The organism is Roseovarius atlanticus (assembly GCF_001441615.1).
GTDB classification, from domain to species: domain Bacteria; phylum Pseudomonadota; class Alphaproteobacteria; order Rhodobacterales; family Rhodobacteraceae; genus Roseovarius; species Roseovarius atlanticus.
The window spans coordinates 118,828-136,539 of sequence record NZ_LAXJ01000002.1; the positions used below are offsets into that span (position 1 = coordinate 118,828).

The 17,712-nt window shown below is 57.3% G+C and carries 18 protein-coding genes and 1 pseudogene; 9 read left to right on the plus strand and 10 right to left on the minus strand.

Annotation, left to right across the window (positions count from 1 at the left end):
• Positions 1 to 106: 106 nt before the first annotated feature.
• From XM53_RS00835 to dusB, 3 genes are read right to left on the minus strand one after another with little or no spacing between them, the layout of a single operon-like run.
• Positions 107 to 1,471, minus strand: coding sequence for a response regulator (locus XM53_RS00835; RefSeq protein ID WP_057789343.1), 1,365 nt, complete (start codon positions 1,469 to 1,471; stop codon positions 107 to 109).
• A complete protein-coding gene (locus XM53_RS00840) occupies positions 1,471 to 2,550 on the minus strand; it encodes a two-component system sensor histidine kinase NtrB (RefSeq protein ID WP_057789345.1) in 1,080 nt (359 codons plus the stop codon). The genes XM53_RS00835 and XM53_RS00840 overlap by 1 nt, the downstream gene beginning before the upstream one ends.
• Complete coding sequence (gene dusB, locus XM53_RS00845) at positions 2,547 to 3,539, minus strand: tRNA dihydrouridine synthase DusB (RefSeq protein WP_057789347.1); 993 nt, start codon at positions 3,537 to 3,539, stop codon at positions 2,547 to 2,549. The genes XM53_RS00840 and dusB overlap by 4 nt, the downstream gene beginning before the upstream one ends.
• A gap of 167 nt (positions 3,540 to 3,706) precedes the next feature.
• On the opposite strand from dusB, the gene XM53_RS00850 reads away from it, so the two are divergent.
• From XM53_RS00850 to XM53_RS00865, 4 genes are all read left to right on the plus strand, one after another.
• The gene (locus tag XM53_RS00850; RefSeq protein ID WP_057789348.1) at positions 3,707 to 4,840 is read left to right on the plus strand and encodes a bifunctional 2-C-methyl-D-erythritol 4-phosphate cytidylyltransferase/2-C-methyl-D-erythritol 2,4-cyclodiphosphate synthase; all 1,134 of its coding nucleotides are present in this window, start codon (positions 3,707 to 3,709) and stop codon (positions 4,838 to 4,840) included.
• Positions 4,837 to 5,334 (plus strand): phosphatidylglycerophosphatase A family protein, encoded by a 498-nt coding sequence (locus XM53_RS00855; protein WP_057789350.1) that lies wholly within the window; start codon positions 4,837 to 4,839, stop codon positions 5,332 to 5,334. Before XM53_RS00850 ends, XM53_RS00855 begins: the two co-directional genes overlap by 4 nt.
• Positions 5,331 to 5,798 carry a CinA family protein gene (locus XM53_RS00860; RefSeq protein ID WP_057789352.1) on the plus strand — a complete coding sequence of 156 codons (468 nt, stop codon included), beginning with the start codon at positions 5,331 to 5,333 and terminating at the stop codon, positions 5,796 to 5,798. The genes XM53_RS00855 and XM53_RS00860 overlap by 4 nt, the downstream gene beginning before the upstream one ends.
• 69 nt (positions 5,799 to 5,867) lie before the next feature.
• Complete coding sequence (locus XM53_RS00865; RefSeq protein ID WP_057789354.1) at positions 5,868 to 6,299, plus strand: GFA family protein; 432 nt, start codon at positions 5,868 to 5,870, stop codon at positions 6,297 to 6,299.
• A 5-nt stretch (positions 6,300 to 6,304) separates the two neighbouring features.
• Here the strand turns inward: XM53_RS00865 and XM53_RS00870 are convergent, their stop codons facing one another.
• Together XM53_RS00870 and XM53_RS00875 are read right to left on the minus strand one after the other, a co-directional pair.
• On the minus strand, positions 6,305 to 7,603 hold the full coding sequence (locus XM53_RS00870; RefSeq protein ID WP_057789356.1) for an MmgE/PrpD family protein: 1,299 nt from the start codon (positions 7,601 to 7,603) through the stop codon (positions 6,305 to 6,307).
• A complete protein-coding gene (locus tag XM53_RS00875; protein ID WP_057789358.1) occupies positions 7,590 to 8,045 on the minus strand; it encodes a type II toxin-antitoxin system RatA family toxin in 456 nt (151 codons plus the stop codon). The genes XM53_RS00870 and XM53_RS00875 overlap by 14 nt, the downstream gene beginning before the upstream one ends.
• 127 nt (positions 8,046 to 8,172) lie before the next feature.
• Here XM53_RS00875 and XM53_RS00880 point away from each other — a divergent pair, with 127 nt between their 5' ends.
• Positions 8,173 to 8,352 (plus strand): hypothetical protein, encoded by a 180-nt coding sequence (locus tag XM53_RS00880; protein ID WP_057789360.1) that lies wholly within the window; start codon positions 8,173 to 8,175, stop codon positions 8,350 to 8,352.
• A 255-nt stretch (positions 8,353 to 8,607) separates the two neighbouring features.
• Here the strand turns inward: XM53_RS00880 and XM53_RS23665 are convergent, their stop codons facing one another.
• The 3 genes and pseudogenes from XM53_RS23665 to XM53_RS00895 form a co-directional block, all read right to left on the minus strand.
• Positions 8,608 to 9,768 carry a site-specific integrase gene (locus XM53_RS23665; protein WP_236544393.1) on the minus strand — a complete coding sequence of 387 codons (1,161 nt, stop codon included), beginning with the start codon at positions 9,766 to 9,768 and terminating at the stop codon, positions 8,608 to 8,610.
• A 14-nt stretch (positions 9,769 to 9,782) separates the two neighbouring features.
• Positions 9,783 to 9,917: pseudogene (locus XM53_RS24020) on the minus strand (helix-turn-helix domain-containing protein); the annotation flags it as partial.
• Positions 9,918 to 10,069: 152 nt separating this feature from the next.
• Positions 10,070 to 12,091, minus strand: coding sequence for an AAA family ATPase (locus tag XM53_RS00895; protein ID WP_057789363.1), 2,022 nt, complete (start codon positions 12,089 to 12,091; stop codon positions 10,070 to 10,072).
• Between the two features lie 190 nt (positions 12,092 to 12,281).
• Here XM53_RS00895 and XM53_RS00900 point away from each other — a divergent pair, with 190 nt between their 5' ends.
• On the plus strand, positions 12,282 to 12,671 hold the full coding sequence (locus XM53_RS00900) for an H-NS histone family protein (protein WP_057789364.1): 390 nt from the start codon (positions 12,282 to 12,284) through the stop codon (positions 12,669 to 12,671).
• Between the two features lie 54 nt (positions 12,672 to 12,725).
• Positions 12,726 to 12,959: a helix-turn-helix domain-containing protein gene (locus tag XM53_RS00905; RefSeq protein ID WP_057789366.1), complete on the plus strand. Its 234-nt coding sequence runs from the start codon at positions 12,726 to 12,728 to the stop codon at positions 12,957 to 12,959.
• A gap of 822 nt (positions 12,960 to 13,781) precedes the next feature.
• Here the strand turns inward: XM53_RS00905 and XM53_RS00910 are convergent.
• Positions 13,782 to 15,338: a hypothetical protein gene (locus XM53_RS00910; RefSeq protein ID WP_144435404.1), complete on the minus strand. Its 1,557-nt coding sequence runs from the start codon at positions 15,336 to 15,338 to the stop codon at positions 13,782 to 13,784.
• A 1,034-nt stretch (positions 15,339 to 16,372) separates the two neighbouring features.
• Here XM53_RS00910 and XM53_RS22915 point away from each other — a divergent pair.
• Together XM53_RS22915 and XM53_RS00925 are read left to right on the plus strand one after the other, a co-directional pair.
• Positions 16,373 to 16,732 carry a hypothetical protein gene (locus tag XM53_RS22915; RefSeq protein WP_144435405.1) on the plus strand — a complete coding sequence of 120 codons (360 nt, stop codon included), beginning with the start codon at positions 16,373 to 16,375 and terminating at the stop codon, positions 16,730 to 16,732.
• 69 nt (positions 16,733 to 16,801) lie between these two features.
• Positions 16,802 to 17,095 carry an XRE family transcriptional regulator gene (locus XM53_RS00925; RefSeq protein WP_057789374.1) on the plus strand — a complete coding sequence of 98 codons (294 nt, stop codon included), beginning with the start codon at positions 16,802 to 16,804 and terminating at the stop codon, positions 17,093 to 17,095.
• A gap of 256 nt (positions 17,096 to 17,351) precedes the next feature.
• Here XM53_RS00925 and XM53_RS00930 read toward each other — a convergent pair whose 3' ends face one another.
• Entirely contained in the window at positions 17,352 to 17,576 is a 225-nt protein-coding gene (locus tag XM53_RS00930) for a hypothetical protein (protein ID WP_144435406.1), read from the minus strand.
• Positions 17,577 to 17,712: the final 136 nt, after the last annotated feature.

Consider the following 17,712-nt stretch of genomic DNA (forward strand, 5'->3'; position numbering starts at 1 on the left):
CAGCCACGCAATCCCCCCATCAGGTTGTGGCGCGGGATGCGCCGCACCTCCAGATGTGGCTTGGAACCTGGCAGAGCTTCCGAAGCGCCACAGTGATGTTGCAGTTTTACATCAACTTGCGGCGCCGTGTCACGCGAATATCAAGGTCGGTGATTTTCTTGCGCAATGTATTGCGGTTAATGCCAAGAAGATCGGCACATTTGGCCTGATTCCCGCCCGTCGCATCCAGCGCGATCTCGATCAGGGGCATCTCCATCTCCTTGAGGATTCGCGCATAAAGGCCCGGCGGCGGCAGCGTGTTGCCGTGCAGGTCGAAGTACCGGCGCAGGTGGCGCGAGATCGAGGTCGACAGGGTTTCGCCCCCGCCGCCGCCCACCACCGGCGCGGCCTCGGGCTGGTTGCCCAGCACGGCCTCGACCTCGGAGCGGGTGATCTCGGATGACCGCGCGGTCAGGCCAAGGCGCTGGACCGCGTTTTCAAGCTGGCGCACGTTGCCGGGCCAGCTGTAGGCGCGCATCAGTTCGATCGCGTCCTCGGAGAGCGTGCGGGTCGGCTGGCCCTCGCGCTCGGCCTTCAGAAGGAAGTGCTGCACCAAGAGCGGAATGTCGTCGACGCGCGCGCGCAGGGACGGCACCTCGACCACCGCGCCCGACAGGCGGTAATACAGATCCTCGCGCAGCTTGCCCTCTTCCAGGCGGTCGGCCAGGCGGCCCAGCGATGTGGCCATGAATCGCGGCACGTGATCGCCCGGCGCGTCCATCATTCGCACCACGCGGGCCTGCGCATCGGTGCTGAGGTCCCCCACCCCGTCCAGCACGATGGTGCCGCCCTTGGCCCGCGCCATGACCCGCGCCGGGCCTTCCAGATCGGCCAGGTCGGTGGGCGTGACGGTCACGAAGGGCAGCGTGCGCCGGTCGGAAAAATCGTGGATGGCGCGCGCGATGAGGGTCTTGCCGGTGCCGGATTCGCCGGTGATCAGCACCGGCAGGTCGGTGTTCATCAGCCGGGCCACAACACGGTAAAGCCCCTGCATCGCCGCAGTGCGCCCCACCAGCGGCAGCTCATCTGGGCGATCCTCGGATCTGGGCTCGGCCGGGGCGCGCTTGGTGCGGGCATCCAGCGCCCGCGCGGTGCGCTTCATCAGGTCGGGCAGGTCGAAGGGCTTGGGCAGGTAATCGAACGCCGCGGCCTCTTCGGCCTGGATGGCGGTCATGATCGTGTTCTGGGCCGAGATCACGATCACGGGCATACCGGGGCGGTCCTGGTTGATCTTGGGCAGCATTTCCAGGCCATTGCCGTCGGGCATCATGACGTCGGTGATCACCGCGTCGCCCTTGCCCTCGCCCACCCACCGCATCAGCGTGGTCAGTGACGATGTGGCGTGCACCCGGCATCCCGCCCGCGTCAGGGCCTGCGTCAGAACCGTGCGGATCGTGCGGTCGTCATCGGCGACCAGTACCGTGCCATCCATTAGCTTTCCTCCATGTCCTTGCCGGCGCGCGGCAGCGAAATACGAAATACGGTGCGTCCGGGCACCGAGTTGACCGAAAGCCAGCCATCGAGGTCCGAGACGATCTTAGCCGCCAGCGCGAGGCCGAGGCCGGTGCCGTTCTCGCGGCCCGACACGAACGGCTCGAACACGTTGCCGGCGATTTCCGGCGGCAGGCCGGGACCGTCGTCGATGACCTCGATTTGAAGCGGCAGCGATTTGCCCGGCCCCCCACCGTCGCGGCGCACGCGCAGCGATTGTTCGTAATAGCTGTGCAGGGTGATGGTGCCGCCCTTGTCGCCCGCGGCCTGAGCCGCGTTCTTGAGAAGGTTCTGGATCACCTGCAACAGCTGGTCAGGATCGGCCAACGCCAGCGGCAGCGAGGGATCGTAATCCTCGACAATCGTCATGTGGGCGGCAAAGCCCACCAGCGCCGACCGGCGGGCGCGGTCCAGCACGTCGTGCAGGTTGACCGCGCGCAGCTTGGGCAGGCTCACGTTACCGAATTGCTCAACCTGTTCCAGCAGCCCGACGATGCGGCGGCTTTCTGACACGATCAGATCGGTCAGTTCCAGGTCGTCCTGATCTAGGTTCATTGACAGAAGCTGCGCCGCGCCGGTGATGCCAGCCAGCGGGTTCTTGATCTCGTGCGCCAGCATCTCGGCCATGCCGATGGCGGACTTGGCGGCGGACTTGACCGACTGGCTTTGGGTCACGCGGCCCGCCAGTTCGCGGGGCGAGATCAGCAGGATCATGTGATCGTCCCAGCCCGACACCGGCGCGATCTGCAGGTTGCATTGCATCGGGGCGCGGTCCCCTGTGCCAACGTCCACGTCATTAACGAACAGTGGCGCGGATTTCTCGCGGGCGCGTTCCAGCGCCTCTTCGATGGGCGCGTCGACGGCAAGCTTGTCCCACACGGGCTGCCCGATGATCGAGCGGGCCGAGGTCATCAGAAAGCCCTCGGCGGCCGGGTTGATCTGGACGATGCGGTCCTGCCCGTCCAGGATCAGCCCCGGCACCGGCAGCGACGTCCAGACCATTTCGTCGAGGCCCGTCATGCGGCGGTCCTTTCCGGGGTGGTCATCGCGTCTTCGAGCAGGCGGTTGACGTTGGCGGGGTCGCGCTCGGTCAGGATGCGCTTGCGCAAGGCCTGGGGTGTGTCCCGCCCGTCCATGTACCAGCCCAGATGCTTGCGCGCGACGCGGGTGCCCAGATCGGTGCCATAGAAGGACAGCATGGCGTCATAGTGGTCCTGCACCAGCCGCGTAAGGTCTCCGCCCTCTGGAATCTCCGGCGCGGGCGTGCCGTGCAACTCGTGCGCCACCTGCGCCAACAGCCACGGACGCCCCTGCGCGCCGCGCCCGATCATCACACCGTCCGCGCCGGATTTCATCAGCGCGTCGCGGGCGGCGGCGGTGCCGGTGATGTCGCCATTGGCGATGACGGGGATGCCGACCGCGTCCTTGACGCGGCGGATCGCGGCCCAGTCGGCATAGCCCTTGTAGAACTGACAGCGGGTGCGGCCGTGGATGGTGATCATGCGCACCCCTGCCCCTTCGGCGCGCCGGGCGAGGTCCGGCGCGTTGAGGTTGGTGTCGTCCCAGCCAAGGCGGGTTTTCAATGTCACGGGGATGGACACCGCGCCCACCACCGCCTCGATCAGGGTGAGCGCGTGGTCGAGATCCTTCATCAGGGCCGATCCACTGGCGCCCGAGCCGCTGGCGCTGGTGACCTTCTTGGCCGGACACCCCATGTTGATGTCGATCACCTTGGCGCCATTGCCCTCGACCTGGCGCGCGGCCTCGGCCATCCAGTGCGCCTCGCGCCCCGCCAGCTGCACCGACGTGTCGGCGGCCTCGAACCCCAGCTCGGCCTTTTCGCGCACGCCGGGCTTGGACTGCACCATTTCCTGGCTGGCGACCATCTCGCTGACCACCAGGCCCGCGCCGAAACGGCTGACCAGGCTGCGGAACGGCAGGTCGGTGATCCCCGCAAGCGGGGCAAGAAGGACCGGAGGATGTAGGTTTCGGGGGCCGATGGTCAGCATGGGTGCCTAACGAATGAGCATGTGGAGGTTTTATGGCCGTGACCCTCCAAGTACAATTTATGAACGCCCAAATTAAGATCAAAAAGGCGTCAGTGATTAAAAATTGGGCAAAAAGGTCGGATGACGCGCCCATTGCAAGCCCCTGCCCGCTTGCGTAAGCAAAGCGTATGAGCATCGCAGCCATCATCGTCGCCGCAGGGCGTGGCATCCGCGCCGGGGGCGAACGGCCCAAGCAATGGCAGCGCGTCGCCGGCAAACGGGTGATCGACTGGACGCTGGCGGCGTTCCGCGGGGTGCCGGCGGTCGAGCGGATCGTGGTCGTGGTGCATCCCGACGACATGGGCGAGTTGAGCGGCGAGCCCGGGATCACGGTGACCGAGGGCGCGGACACACGCGCGGGCTCGGTCTGCAACGGTCTGGCGGCGCTGGAGGGCGTGGGCGCGACCCATGTACTGATCCACGACGCGGCCCGCTGCTGCGTGTCCCCGGACCAGATCGCCGAGGTCATCGCGGCGCTGGGGCCGGACTGCCCGGCAGCGGCCCCGGCCCTGCCGGTCAGCGATGCGCTGTGGCAGGGCGAGGACGGGCTGGTCACCGGTACGCAGGAGCGCACCGGGCTTTTCCGAGCGCAGACGCCGCAGGGCTTTGACCGCGACATGATCGCCGCCGCCCATGCCACCGCGCCCGAAGGTGCCGCCGACGATGTCGAGGTGGCGCGGGCCGCCGGCATCCCCGTGCGCATCCTACCGGGGCGCGAAAGCAACCTGAAGATCACCACGCCCGAGGATTTCGCCCGGGCCGAGACCATTCTGAGAGGCCCCATGGACATACGCACCGGCACCGGCTTTGACGTGCACCGTTTCGGCCCCGGCGACCACGTGATGCTGTGCGGTGTCGCGGTGCCGCATGACCGTGGCCTGCAAGGACATTCGGACGCCGATGTGGGGCTGCACACGCTGGCCGACGCGATCTATGGCGCGATGGCCGAGGGGGACATAGGCCGGCATTTTCCGCCCAGCGATCCCCAGTGGAAAGGCGCCGAAAGCCATGTATTCCTGTCCCACGCGGCGGGCCTCGCCGCTGAAAGGGGATTCCGTATCACCAACGTGGACCTGACCCTGATCTGCGAGACGCCCAAGATCGGGCCGCACGCGGCGGCGATGCAGGCGCGGGTGTCCGAGATCATCGGCCTTGAGGTGGACCGCGTGTCGGTCAAGGCCACCACCACCGAAAAATTGGGCTTTACCGGCCGCGGCGAGGGCATCGCGGCGCAGGCCGTGGCCACGCTGGTGCGGCCATGAGGGCGGCGCAGCTGATCGCGACCTTCGGCGGCGTGGGCTATCTGCGCCCGGCGCCGGGCACCTGGGGCTCGCTAGCGGCACTGCCCGTGGCGGCGCTGTTGCATGTGATCGGCGGGCCGGTGCTGCTGGGCCTCGGGATAGTGGCCTCTTTCGCCTTGGGATGGTGGGCCACGGCACTGGAAACAAAGGGGAAAGAGGATCACGACCCAAGCGAGATCGTGATCGACGAAGTGGCCGGGCAATGGCTGGCCTTCCTGCCCGTGTCGATCGGCGCGGCCCATGCGGGCGCCGCGCTTTGGGCGCTCTGGCCGGGCTTCGTGACGGCCTTCCTGCTGTTCCGCCTGTTCGACATCTGGAAACCCGGGCCCGTGGGCTGGGCCGACCGGCAGGGCGGCGCTTTCGGCGTGATGCTGGACGACCTGATCGCCGGGCTTTTCGCCGCGCTGGGCGTCATGCTCTTCGCCTGGCTGTCGCACGGGGTGCTGGGGCTATGAGCGCCGAGGACGTGCTGAAGGCGGCCAAGGCGGCGGGGCTGATGGTATCAGTGGCCGAATCCTGCACCGGGGGCATGGTGGCCGCCGCGCTCACGGATATCGCCGGCTCCTCGGCGGTCGTGGAACGCGGCTTCGTCACCTACTCCAACAGCGCCAAGCAGCAGATGCTGGGCGTGCGGGCCGAGACGCTGGAGGCGCATGGCGCGGTGTCGGAAGAGGTCGCGCGGGAGATGGCGGAAGGCGCGCTGGACCATTCCGAGGCCGACGTGGCGGTATCGATCACCGGCATCGCCGGCCCCGGCGGGTCCGAGCACAAACCCGAGGGGCGCGTCTGTTTCGGGCTGGCGCGCGTGGGCCGCGTGACGCAAGTGGAAACGGTGGAATTCGGTGCCTTGGGCCGGGCCGAGGTGCGCATCGCCGCGCGGGATCATGCGCTGGCGCTTTTGCTCAAGGGGCTCGGCTGAGCCGTCTTGCCCCGGTCCCTGCCCTGCGGCTAGGACTGCAGGTAGCGTTCAGCACAGGATGTTTCCGACATGACGACACGGGGCCAATGCCATTGCGGCGCCACGCGTTGGCAGTTCGAGGGTGCGCCCACCTGGGCCTGCTATTGCCACTGCGACGACTGCCGCCGCAATTGCGGCGCGCCGGTGGTGGCGTGGCTGGGCGTGCCGGTGACGGCGTTCCACTGGACCGGTGCAGCGCCCGCGACCCGCGAAAGCTCGCCCGGCGCCTACCGCCATTTCTGCGCCAGTTGCGGCACGCCCATGGCGTTCGAGGCGGATCACTATCCGGGGGACATGCACGTCTACGCCGCCGCGCTAAAAGACCCGGGCGCAGTGCAGCCGGCCTTTCACGTGCATTACGACAAGCGGCTGCCATGGCTGAAGATCGACGACGACCTGCCGAAATACGACGGCAGCGTTGTGGACCTGCCAGAGGACGCCGTCATCTTCCCAAAGGACTGACCGGCCTAGCGCACCAGCAGCGCCGAGAACTCTTCCGGCGGGGCATCGGCCTCGATCGCCTGCCAGATCGCCTCGGCGCGCCCGTCGCCCAGCAAGGCGGCGGCCTTGGTGCGCACGCGTTTCTGGCGCGCGGCAAGGCCGGGATCGGCGTCGAGGTCGTGAAAGAGATCCCGCACGGTGCCGTCCGTCAGCGTCACCCGCAGGCGGGCCTGCATTTCAGTCAGGCTGTCGTCGCTGTCCACGCGGACCCGGTCGCGCAGCGCGGCGAGGTCGGAGTCACGGCTGAGCGCGTCGTCGAAGCTTTCCAGCCGCGCGGTGTCGTGCCCGGTCAGCGCCATTGCGGCGACCATGCGGTAGCTGAACTTGGACTGAAGCCCGCTTTCGGGCGTCGCGATGTTGCACACACTCAGCCAGCGGGGATGGGTGGCGATCTCGACCGTCTCGACCCGGTCCGCCGGTGCATCGAGGTCGCGCATCGCCTCGAGCGTGGCGTGCAGGCCGTGGCAGCAGGCGTGGAATTTGTGCTGCACGCTTTCGAACAGCCACTCTTGGCCCAGCGTATCGAACGCCGTGCCCCGCCCTTCGCCATGATGCGTCGGCCCGAACCCGTTCTGCCCGTCCATCGCGCCGGGCGCGCTGAGAAAACCGCGCGCGGCCAGCTGCGCCGCCTCGACGCCGTTCGACGCGGCAAGGCCGGCGTTCATCGGTTTGCCCATGCTGCCGAACTGCGCCTTGATCCCCGAGGCACGGGTGGTCACGAGGCCGATGGCGTGCTGCATCTGCTCCGGCGTCAGCCCCATCAGGCGCCCGGCGGCCAGCGTCGCGCCAAAGGCCCCGGCGGTGGCGGTCTGGTGAAAGCCCACTTGGTAATGCGCCCGGCCCAGCCAGACGCCCACGCGGATCGACGCCTCGACGCCGATCAGCGCGGCCTCCTGCAGCGCGGGGCCGGTCGCGCCTACCGACTCGCCCACGGCGAGGGCGGCGGGGATCACGGCTACGGACGGGTGGCCGATATGGGCGAAATGCGTGTCGTCGTAATCGAGCGCGTGGGACACCGTGCCATTGACCAGCGCGGCCATGCGGGCGGGTACGCGCAGATCGCTGCCGATCAGGCCCGCCTGCGGACTGCCGCCTTCGTCCTCGGCCTGCGCACGCAGGACGCGGCCCACGGGTTCGTCCCGCCCGGCAATGCCGACCGCGGCCCAGTCGAGCAGCGACACGCGCAGGATTTCCATCGCATCCGGCGCTTTCACGGGGCCAAGGGCGAACCCGGCCAGGCGTCTGGAAATCTCAACCCCGTCCATAAAGCGCCTCCGCCCGTGTCTCGAAGGCGCGCACGATACGTTTCATCGCCTCGTAGAAGAAGAGCTCCGCCGCGCCCTGCAACAGCCTGTTCTTGAACTTGAAATCGACATCGAAGCCGACCTCGCACTGGCCGTCGCCAACGTCGCGAAATTCCCAGTTGGAGCGCATGTGGTGAAACGGACCATCAAGGTATTCCGTCTCGATCCGTTTTTTCTCGGGCCACAGCACGACCCGGCTACTGAACCGCTCGCGGAAGACGCGGAAACTGATCACCAGGTCGGCCTCCATCACCTTGCTGCCGTCGTCCTGCGGGGTGACGCTGTTCACCCGCGCGGCGGCGGTCCAGGGCAGGAATTCGGGGTAGGAGCCCACATCGGCGACAAGGTCGTACATTTGTTGCGCGGTATAGGGTAGCGTCCGGGTTTCGGCATGGGATGGCATGAAGACAGGTCGGTCCGTTGGCTTGTGGCGGTGCAGGTCTGTGTCGTAAACTGACCCGCGAAATGCAAGAGGAACCGGAAATGCCGCGCCAAAAAGTCATCGTCTGCCCGGCCAGGACCCCGGCCCGATGAATCCGCGCTGGCTGTTTCGCATGGCGCGCTGGGCGCAGAACCCGCCAAGCGCGGGACGCGTCAAGTTCGTCTTTGCCATCATCGGGATCTGCCTGCTGATCGCGGGAGCGGAGAAGTTCATCGGCCTGCCCGACTGGATGTCGGTCGACACCAAGACCTGGAAGTACCGCCCCTGAGTCACGGTCGGACCCGCAAGAGTCTTCGTAGGGAGACTCTTGGGTAGAGGAAATTCGTACGAATTTTCTGGGGCTTGCGCCAAGAAACGGGGGAATGGCGCACCTGAAAGGATTCGAACCTTTGGCCTCTGCCTTCGGAGGGCAGCGCCAACTTTCTAAGTTATTGTTTTTATTTCATTATGTGATCGCCCACGTCCGGTAATTCTCCTTTATTTCCCGACAATGCCAGGAGTTTCCGGACGAAACCGGACGAGATCACGCCCTGCGCTTCTTGAGGTTGTCCATGATGTCAACCTGTTGATCGTGATAACTCGGAGAGTGGTGCCAGTAGACGTCCGAAATCGTCTGAGGACTCGTCGAGAAGTAGTCCGCAGCTTGCTCGATGCTCATGCCATTCTGGATTGCCAATGTGATAGCAGTATGCTTGAGCGTATGTTGATTAATTTTCCGACCGTTTTCTTCGGTCATGATTTCAAGCTTCTCTGCTGCCCTCTGTAACGACTTCCTGATTGTCAGAATGGGCATACCTGGATGTCTGGCAGTTTCGGCAATGTAGATCTGCCCGGACGCTTCTGCATTCTTCTGCCAGCGCCGGAGGTGAGAGAGTAATCGTCGAGGAATGCGATGCGGTTTCCGTTGCTTTGCGGTTTCACGTTCATCGATGCCTGAACGATACCAGACACCTTCCACCAGGTCTAAATACGGTCCATCCCGGCGCGGCTTAAACGTTGTCTTACCGATGGTCTTTGACCTGGACCCCGTGTAGAACTGACAAAGAGCGATCCGCGCCGCATGCCTTGTCTTCCTCGTCCGGCCCTTGAAGGTCAGCTTTCCATCAGGACCCCGTTTGCGGTGTCCGAAGTATAATAACCAGAGGATCCTTCCGAATTCCTCGCGCGTCAGAAAATCCGGGCGCGGCTTGGCAGACTTCGGAGTGAACACGCGCGGAGCAGATGCGATTACCTGCTCTTCGTGTGCGAAGTTTAACGCTCGGCGGAGAACACCAAGAGATCTCTTATCCGTACTGTCAGCATTCGCGCTCTGCCGAACGAATTCGGTGCATGTATGACGATTAATGTCAGCAACAGTCTTATCGTTCCAGAACGGCAAAAGCGACTTAATCGCGTAGACTGCACGTTCTTCCGACGCGAGATCAGCTGAGGCATGATCGAGGTAATATTCCAGAACAGATACGACCGATACCGACTGAACGGCGCGGTCGCGATCTCTTGGTTCGAGCTTACCTCTCTTGCTGGCAATATACTCAGCTAGTTTTTGCTCAGCTTCGCCGCGATTTTCGAGTCCAGAGATGCCTGTCGGGATGTCGGAAACACCTGTGTCGCGGATGTAGAAATCGATCTTTCCGTTCGGTCGTTTCTTTTCGTAGAGCCGTGGTCCTTTTCCCGGTCTTGGCATGTCGCAAATTTCTCCAGGTTGTCTTCGTGAATTCGGTAACTTCTGCCGATCTTTCGGGCAATAAGGTTGCGTTTGTTAATCTCGTTGAGAACTGTCTTGTAAGGTACTTGCAAGGCATCGGCAGCTTGTTGAGCGGTGAGAATATTCATTTCCGGTTATTCCTCATTTTTTCCAATGAGTTCCCTTTCGCACAACAAGGTTAAAGACAGGTTTAAGACAGTTAACCATCATTAATAACACCCTAAATTCCTTGCGTTTGCTGTACGCCAACATGGTTGACGCCAGGTAACCCTCCACAAGATCAGGCATCGAACGAATTCTGTTCATGCTCATCCAGGATAACGCGCACCAGCTGCTTCAGAACACGGACAGATTTATGCTTCGGCATGGTTTGCTCAAGATACTGAATGTCACCGCTGCTCAGTTGAAAAAAACGGGGGTCAACGCCCACCTCCGAGGCGTACTCGGCAACGATAGACTTCACGAGATTACCGACGTGCTTCGCATCTGGCTGCTCGACGCGGTAGACATCGCATCTGGAGATAAGTGGGGTATCAACCATATCGATTTGGTTAGCTGTCATGAACCAATTCACATGGCTGGCATCGACGTTGCTCGCGAGGAACGGTTCGTACCATGTCTTCGCTTCGTTCGGTTCGAGAAGCGCCAGCAACGTGTCGATGACATCTCCATTCACTGAACGCTTCGGTGTCTTATCGACTTCATCGATGATGAGACCAGGATTGATAACTCTCGCATTCGCGACAGAAGTCGTGACAATTGATGGTAGTGATGTCGAGTATCCGGCATGGACGCCGAACAAGTTGGTGCCAGTCATACCGCCAACAGAGACACGCGTCGTCGCAATGTCCAGCGCTCTCATGAGATCTTCTGCAAGCGCAGACTTACCCGTGCCAGGAGCGCCGACCAAAAGCGTCGGCCTGATCGCAACCATGCGTCGGCCAAACCGGAAGCCCCTGCGGATACCACCGAGGATACCTTCGATGACGTTCGTCGCATGCGGATACTTGACAGACAGCTTTTTCTGAACGGCATCGAGCTTCTCCAGGTCGAGTAGTTCGACAGCTTCGATCTTGCGCGTAAGGATGTATTTTACGCGCTCTGGAACCGGATTCTTGGGGTTCACTGAGGAGTACTGATCCGGGTTGGTTAGGTAATCGTAGGTCTGCTTTCTGAGCCCTTCTTGATCAAGGAAATCACCAAGACTGATGGCGGGCTCGTCTTTCTCTTCCGACTTGCTGTCACCATTGCGATGCTTCTCCAGGTACTCATGCATATCTGATGCGTCGTAGTAGATATCAGCAAGTCTCTTGTAGTAGTCTTTCCGAGCCAGCAGCGGTTTTTGATCGTATGCAGGCGGGATCTCTTCACGATTCAGATGGAGAAGACGGCGGTTCGCGATCTTCCGTAGATCATCGACATCAATGTCACCGGCATTATTTTCCAGGTAACTCATGACCCTCTTCATGCGCTTCCGCTTATCACGCAGTACACGTTCTTTTTTCAACGGAAAGGTCTTCACGACATCTTCGATACTCATGTATCCACTGAGCAGTGAAACAATGATGTCGCGATCTTCCTCATCGAGCTCCTCAAAGATAATACCCGGTTGCTCTCCTGCATCCTTCACCTTCCGCAAAAGGAGCTCATGCAAGAAATGTACTTCGACACCTTCTGACCGCCACTTCAGAGCACTTTCCACTTTTCTCTGGTCGTCCTTCTTCTTCTTCTTCTCTTCCCTGCTCTCTTCAGACTTCTTCAGGAAATCAGACACAGCATCGTGCATCCAGCGAAGCTCCGGATCATCATCGTCATCAAGGGGGCGGAACTGTGCTTTGATCTCATCGAAGGTGAAGAGCTCAGCAATTTGGTCCAGGTACATTTCGCGGTCGATGTCGTCTTCTTCGCCATCACCGGTCTGCTCAATGAGGTCCGGTTCGATCCCCATGTCGATCATCTTGTGGATAAGCACTGTGCGCAGGTACATCAGAGCTTCGTTCTTTGCGTTCTTCTGAAGGTAGTTTAGATTCCGCTGCTTACTCGTCTTCGCGACGATAAGGGATCTCTCGTTGATCTTCGGGAAAGCGGACTGCACTTGATGCATCGTCATGTAGTTACCAAGCACACCAATGATGAGTTCACGGAACTTCTCGTCGGGGTAGAACTGACGATCAACAAAGTCACAGGGCTGACCATGGACGCGAGCGCGGATCTTCAGAAGCTTCAGTAGGTCTTTAATGGAGATTTGCGCAGTGCGCTTCTTGAGCATCCGGACAATGCTCTCATATTCGATGTCTGACATGTTTAGAGATCCTGGTCTTCAGGGGTACAGTAAAAGAGCTCACACCCAGCGCGGCGCTGGTGACCAGGTTCGTATGAGATAATCGTTAAACATAGCGGCATCGATAAATTATCGCTTGCATTATGTCAATATAATATTTAATCCTGCCTTAATGTTTGTATTCAGAACGATCCGAAAAGGAGTACCAGAAATGGCAGGTAATATCGATAACATTAAGGAAAGCATTGATAAGCTTTCATTGAAAGACATGAAAGAAGTCTACTCTCATCTTCAGTATTCTATCGAGAAAAGACGGAAACAAGAAAAAGTCAACGCGATCAAGACGATGAGGAAAATGGCGGAGGAGACTGGCTTGGATTTCGATGACCTTATGCGTGAGCATTTCGGCATCGATAATAACGATGGCCGTAAAGGCAAGCTTCCGGATAAATACATCCATCCGGACGACCCGGAAAAGACGTGGAGCGGTCGCGGTCGGATGCCTGCATGGATGACTGACTACATCGAAAGGCATGATAGCTATAACGATAAAGAAGACTTTCTCATTCACCAGGAAGAGAAAGAACCTTCAGCTCAATAAGCTTGCATGTTGCGATTTTACGCACACATATAATAGTCTGAAAGGGATTGTTTTATGTGTGCGTTTTACGATGATAAGGTCGATGTCGTTAAGAACTCGGTGAAGCAGTACAACGGCAAGCAACTGCGTAAGCTTCGCCTTGATCTCGAGCTCAGCCTGGAACAGATGTCACACCTTCTCGACGTGTCACGCACGACTGTCTACCGGTACGAAAAGACACCAGACAAAGAGCTGCCTTTTTCCCTTTGCTGCACGATTGCCCTGGTGCGTCAGCGCTTCCTTCACTGAGGGCGCTGGGCATCTATCTCGATAAGCTTTTCCGCTTTCCGCACATCGCGGTCGTAAGCACCTTGGCAATGATCGGGTTCCCAGAAAAATATTAGATTGATAACCCGTTCCGGCCTGGACCACCCTGCCCTGTAACTCCTGGCGGATATGCTTTCGTGTGCGTTCGTGTCTTCGGCATTCGGCAGGAACATGCAGTTCAATAGCTGCGAGAATGCATCGGCAGAATTGAAGAAGCGCTTTCTGATATGTCTTGGAACCATGATATTACTCGCTACGAAAAGGAAAACCCCCAACGCTTCTGCGCCAGGGGTTTCGAGTTATGAAAGGAATTATAAAACACAATGTCAGTACTGGTTAATGCAGGTGATACACGTCAAAAAGGTTATAATACAAGTAAAGCAATTTATAAAAATGTAATACACATTATCTTACATCAGCTTACCGGTATTATAAAGTTACAAATTGAAACCTCCTGGTGCGAAAATGGTGCCCCTAAATCAACATTTCCGTTACTCTTTTAAGGTGTAATGGGGACAGCAGACTTGTTTGAGATTTGCTTTCTGTATTTTTCCAGGTGTTTTGACCGCAAGTTCCAATATGAAACTGCTTTCTAATAGCCTTATTTTACTGGGGTCCGTACCATCCTGGTATGTTTGCCGGAGGCATGAGGTCCTTTTCAACATGAAGAATGGATACTTATGAGCAGACAAAAAAGAAACCTCCAAGGGGTTAAGCCTAGAGGTTTCTAACACACAGAATTGACGTTTCAGCGTCCTCTCTTATATAGCGCACGGCAATCAAATAAGCAACCTTTTATAGCGGTCATATAATATATTCATCCAGGAAATCAGGGGGCTGGATACTGATGCTGTCCGGATCGATAGTTCCATCAGGTCTCTGTGTCATCGCAGCGCGATCTTGGCCGGAGAACCGCTTTCCGGTCTCCTTGAAGCGATTGTTGTTTAGCGGGTTCCAAGTCTCCCTCACGGCAATCTCGAACTCTTTCGGATCCACTTTCTTGAGACCGCGATTATTCCAGACATGTTTCTCGAACCTAGAAAAGTCCGCAGCACTGCATGCCTCTTCGTCTTCGTGCAGGAACATGACCCAGTTCTGAAACACCGCACGCGCCGTGTCCTGGCCGAGCTCAAAACCCAGATCCTGGGCAAGGTTGATGAAGCGGTTAGCATCTACAAACATCTTTTCCGATGCCTTGAAGCGGAACATCAGTCTCGCGTTACCAGGTTTCGCTTTGTGAAAGTGACGACGCTGACCGGGCTTAACCCTCAATGAAATCCGGTCCTTCTTCTTAGGATCGATCTCATCAATAGATACATGAACAGACATCACCTCGTCATAGATGTGCTGTCGTGCCGTCTCAAAGCGTTCGAGCACCTTGGAGCGCGGCATATGCTGACCGTATTCCTTCTTGGCCTGCATGAGCTCCGCGAGCTGGTCGAGATCGTATTCAGACACATGCCTCGGCAGACGAGAACGAAACAGCATGAAAGGCAGGATGCCGAGCGCATAGAGCGACTTAAGCTGGCCGACACTGAATAGGTCAACATGAATATATACGCACGGATAGAAGAGCTCATTCTGGAGCTTATGTGTCATCGTGAAGTAGTAATGCAGATGGTCTTCCTCGATCCTCTCAAAGAAGCGCAACTTCTCAGGCTCACGCCCATTCACGATGCCCGTCGCACATATGACCGGTTCGAGATCTCGCAGGGCATATACCGATTTCCGCAGCGCCCTGGCATTTGTCCCCAAGAAAAGCTTGAGCGCTTTCTTAGAGATCCTGACGGTGCGCTTCGCTTCTGTCGTAATCGCCTTGGTTTTGCTGCTGTAACCGGTGCCGAGAATCATATGCAGGATCTGCAACTCCGATCTTTTTATGTTCGCTGACATATCGAACAGAGATGCATTCAACGGGTATTCCGGGCTCTCGTATTCATCCTTCCCGGATAAGCTCCAGTTCTCGATACTTTGAGGAACCGCTTTGTGCGTGTGTTTGTGAGCTCTATATGACGGAAAGAAATAGGGTTCTTTTGTATCATCGTAAACGCGATGGTTCTGCTCGACGTTATACTGCCTCCACCAGACGCGGTTGGCATGTATTCCTACCTCTTCATGGTCGTCTTTCTGTATCCGGTAGTCTTCTGGAGATCTGGCGCTGGGCGATATCTCTCCCTCCTCAGGATCGCTCTCCTGGTCATTTGGAGCGTCGTCAGTGACGACATCGCACTCACCCTCATCAGGAGATCCGAAGGCCATCTCATATTCGTAATCTATGTAGTTATTTGTATAGCTGTCATAATCTTCATCGTCTTCATCGTATTCATCAAGAAAACTGTTTAAGTCTTTATAGTCCGTCATAATGTATTCTTTCTGTGTGTGAGTGGTAGTTATGTTTTATCAACACAAAAAGCAACATCTAAATTAATATTATGAGCGGTAACTTTTAGGAAGATCTGAACCCGATACCGGTAACTTCCAGGAAGGTTATCTCTAAAAACGTAGGTCGAACCTGCAAAATAAAAGCTATATACTCAAATAACACCATAGGTAAGAAACCGAGTCCGAGAAGGATCTTTAAGAATACAGATTCCGTAAAGGCCCGACAGGGCCGGTAGATAGTAAGCTTGCTATTGGCTTATATGGAATCGATTCCAAGAAGGTTCCTGCATGGAAAGCTTACCACCAGGGCGACAGCCCCAAGCCCGTCAGGTTACACGGCACTCATTGCGGTAACTTTTCGGAAGATACTTAGGCGATACCGGTAACTTTTCGGAAGATTATCTCTATAACCGTAGGTCCAAAGCCGGAAAGAAAAGCTATATACTCAAATAACACCATAGATAAGATACCGTTTCCATAACGGCTTGGTAGAGCCGGTAATAGTAAGCTTACTTGTAGGTTAATATGGAATCGATTCCATGAAGGCTTTGATGGGGAAGCTTACACCAGGGCGACAGCCTCAGACCCGCGAGGGTATACATGGCGGATCTTCTACACGGTCGGGTTTTATGTTTAGAAGAAAGACCGGAGTGGGTTTCGTAAGCCCTGGTGCGTGTCGTGGCTGTAGACGGTCACAGATGATCAGATACGGCAGACGGTTTCTATAAGGCCGAAAGGCCGTTACAAGTAAGCTTACTATTACCAGTAGACGTGATGCAGAGACGACGGCAGATCGGTTGAGTAGCACTTTGAGAAAAGTCGTGCCGTAGAAGCACTGCAATACCCTTAGAGCTGCGATTATCGGTTTGGACGGTATATCACGCATCGAAGCGAGAAACGTCACTCTATGAGCGTTTAAAGCAACTGTCTTGCATATCCATCTATCAGGAACGGTCTTGTTGTGAATTGCAATATTACGACCATGTTTATCGGTAACAGTCGGAGTAAGTCAGATGGAAGATACATTCACAGCGACAGTTTATAAGAACAAGCGCAGATCGAGTGACGATCATCCTGTTCTTTCTGGTTTCGTAAACCTTCCAGGTGAAAGATGTGCAATTCATGCCTGGCCGGACGATCATGGAGACGGTGAAGGATATTTGAAAGTATCTATTCGCAGCACATCACTGAATAAAGACACTCGTCTTGAGGGACGGTTAATCGTCAGATCGAAGGAGAAGCAGACCGAGGCGGATCCGGATTTCACAGGGTTAATCGAAGATGATCTTCTGAGCATCGAGATGCATGGTCGGATGATGGAAGCACCAGACGGTGAAAGCTTCATTAAGTTAGGTATAAACATTACCGAATAACGCTTCTTGCGTGTTGTGTTTCTCCAACCATGCTATATATATAATACCGTATAACAAGGAGCATATATTATGAATTACATTACAGATACTGAAGACAAGATCCGGACAATGAAAATAGCTGTGTCGAATGTTATTCGTCGAGCAATGAACAACAATAATCTATCTCAGAAAGAAACGTCGGATAAGTATGGAGTTAACCGCTCTGATCTGTGCCAGGTCGTGAATGGTAACGTTGACAACTTCTCGTTAACAAAGATTATAAGTTATGCGATGGTTATTGGTGTAGACGTCGAACTCCAGTTCCGTGAGAAGCTTTGCGAAAATACAATTAGGGTTATTGATTTCGTCAATCAAGGAACGTAATTTATAATGGTAACCGGGTTTCTTCCTTTCCCGTTACACTGCTCCTTGAACCCCTTGGATTAGCCTCCAGGGGGGCTTTTGGCATTCGGGTGACATAAGGTTTATCTTACCAAGTCAAACACATATATAATCGTCATGGGTATGGATAAGCAGTTCAAGAAGTTTTCACGCAAGCTCCGCGACGAATTCGAGTTCGCAGCAAGCATCAAATCTCGCCGGATACAAATTCTGGATTCATGCGGATAGGGATTCTTGGTTAAACGGTTTCTATACCAGACGGCGTTCCGATGCCGTCCTGGTCTTCTGTGCTTTGGTCGTCATGTATACCCTGATCGAACGCCCTGACGCTGCGATCTCCGAAACCCTCATCACCGTTGCTTTCCTGATCGCCGCAGCTGTCCTCGGTTTCTACCGGGGGTTCGGGCATGCCGACCTGCGGGTCTTTAAGAGTGCAGAAAGGAGCAAGAATGCTGAGTACCATAACTAAGGTCCTGCCTGTGATCTTTTCTTGGAAGACACTGTACATCATTGTCGGTCTCGCCCTGGCCGGAGCGGTGACGCATTACGTCATGCTGTGAAATTCCAATGGCGACCTGAAGTCCGAAGTGTCCACCCTG

Excerpts from the sequence above, each read along its gene's own strand:
- XM53_RS00870 (WP_057789356.1), bottom strand. The coding sequence starts at position 7,603 with ATGGACGGGGTTGAGATTTCCAGACGCCTGGCCGGGTTCGCCCTTGGC.
- XM53_RS22915 (WP_144435405.1), top strand. The coding sequence starts at position 16,373 with ATGGAAGATACATTCACAGCGACAGTTTATAAGAACAAGCGCAGATCG.
- XM53_RS00895 (WP_057789363.1), bottom strand. The coding sequence starts at position 12,091 with ATGTCAGACATCGAATATGAGAGCATTGTCCGGATGCTCAAGAAGCGC.
- XM53_RS00865 (WP_057789354.1), top strand. The coding sequence starts at position 5,868 with ATGACGACACGGGGCCAATGCCATTGCGGCGCCACGCGTTGGCAGTTC.
- dusB (WP_057789347.1), bottom strand. The coding sequence starts at position 3,539 with ATGCTGACCATCGGCCCCCGAAACCTACATCCTCCGGTCCTTCTTGCC.
- XM53_RS00855 (WP_057789350.1), top strand. The coding sequence starts at position 4,837 with ATGAGGGCGGCGCAGCTGATCGCGACCTTCGGCGGCGTGGGCTATCTG.
- XM53_RS00860 (WP_057789352.1), top strand. The coding sequence starts at position 5,331 with ATGAGCGCCGAGGACGTGCTGAAGGCGGCCAAGGCGGCGGGGCTGATG.
- XM53_RS00835 (WP_057789343.1), bottom strand. The coding sequence starts at position 1,471 with ATGGATGGCACGGTACTGGTCGCCGATGACGACCGCACGATCCGCACG.
- XM53_RS00905 (WP_057789366.1), top strand. The coding sequence starts at position 12,726 with ATGTGTGCGTTTTACGATGATAAGGTCGATGTCGTTAAGAACTCGGTG.
- XM53_RS00930 (WP_144435406.1), bottom strand. The coding sequence starts at position 17,576 with ATGGTACTCAGCATTCTTGCTCCTTTCTGCACTCTTAAAGACCCGCAG.
- XM53_RS23665 (WP_236544393.1), bottom strand. The coding sequence starts at position 9,768 with ATGCCAAGACCGGGAAAAGGACCACGGCTCTACGAAAAGAAACGACCG.
- XM53_RS00875 (WP_057789358.1), bottom strand. The coding sequence starts at position 8,045 with ATGCCATCCCATGCCGAAACCCGGACGCTACCCTATACCGCGCAACAA.
- XM53_RS00925 (WP_057789374.1), top strand. The coding sequence starts at position 16,802 with ATGAATTACATTACAGATACTGAAGACAAGATCCGGACAATGAAAATA.
- XM53_RS00840 (WP_057789345.1), bottom strand. The coding sequence starts at position 2,550 with ATGACGGGCCTCGACGAAATGGTCTGGACGTCGCTGCCGGTGCCGGGG.
- XM53_RS00850 (WP_057789348.1), top strand. The coding sequence starts at position 3,707 with ATGAGCATCGCAGCCATCATCGTCGCCGCAGGGCGTGGCATCCGCGCC.
- XM53_RS00900 (WP_057789364.1), top strand. The coding sequence starts at position 12,282 with ATGGCAGGTAATATCGATAACATTAAGGAAAGCATTGATAAGCTTTCA.
- XM53_RS00880 (WP_057789360.1), top strand. The coding sequence starts at position 8,173 with ATGAATCCGCGCTGGCTGTTTCGCATGGCGCGCTGGGCGCAGAACCCG.
- XM53_RS00910 (WP_144435404.1), bottom strand. The coding sequence starts at position 15,338 with ATGACGGACTATAAAGACTTAAACAGTTTTCTTGATGAATACGATGAA.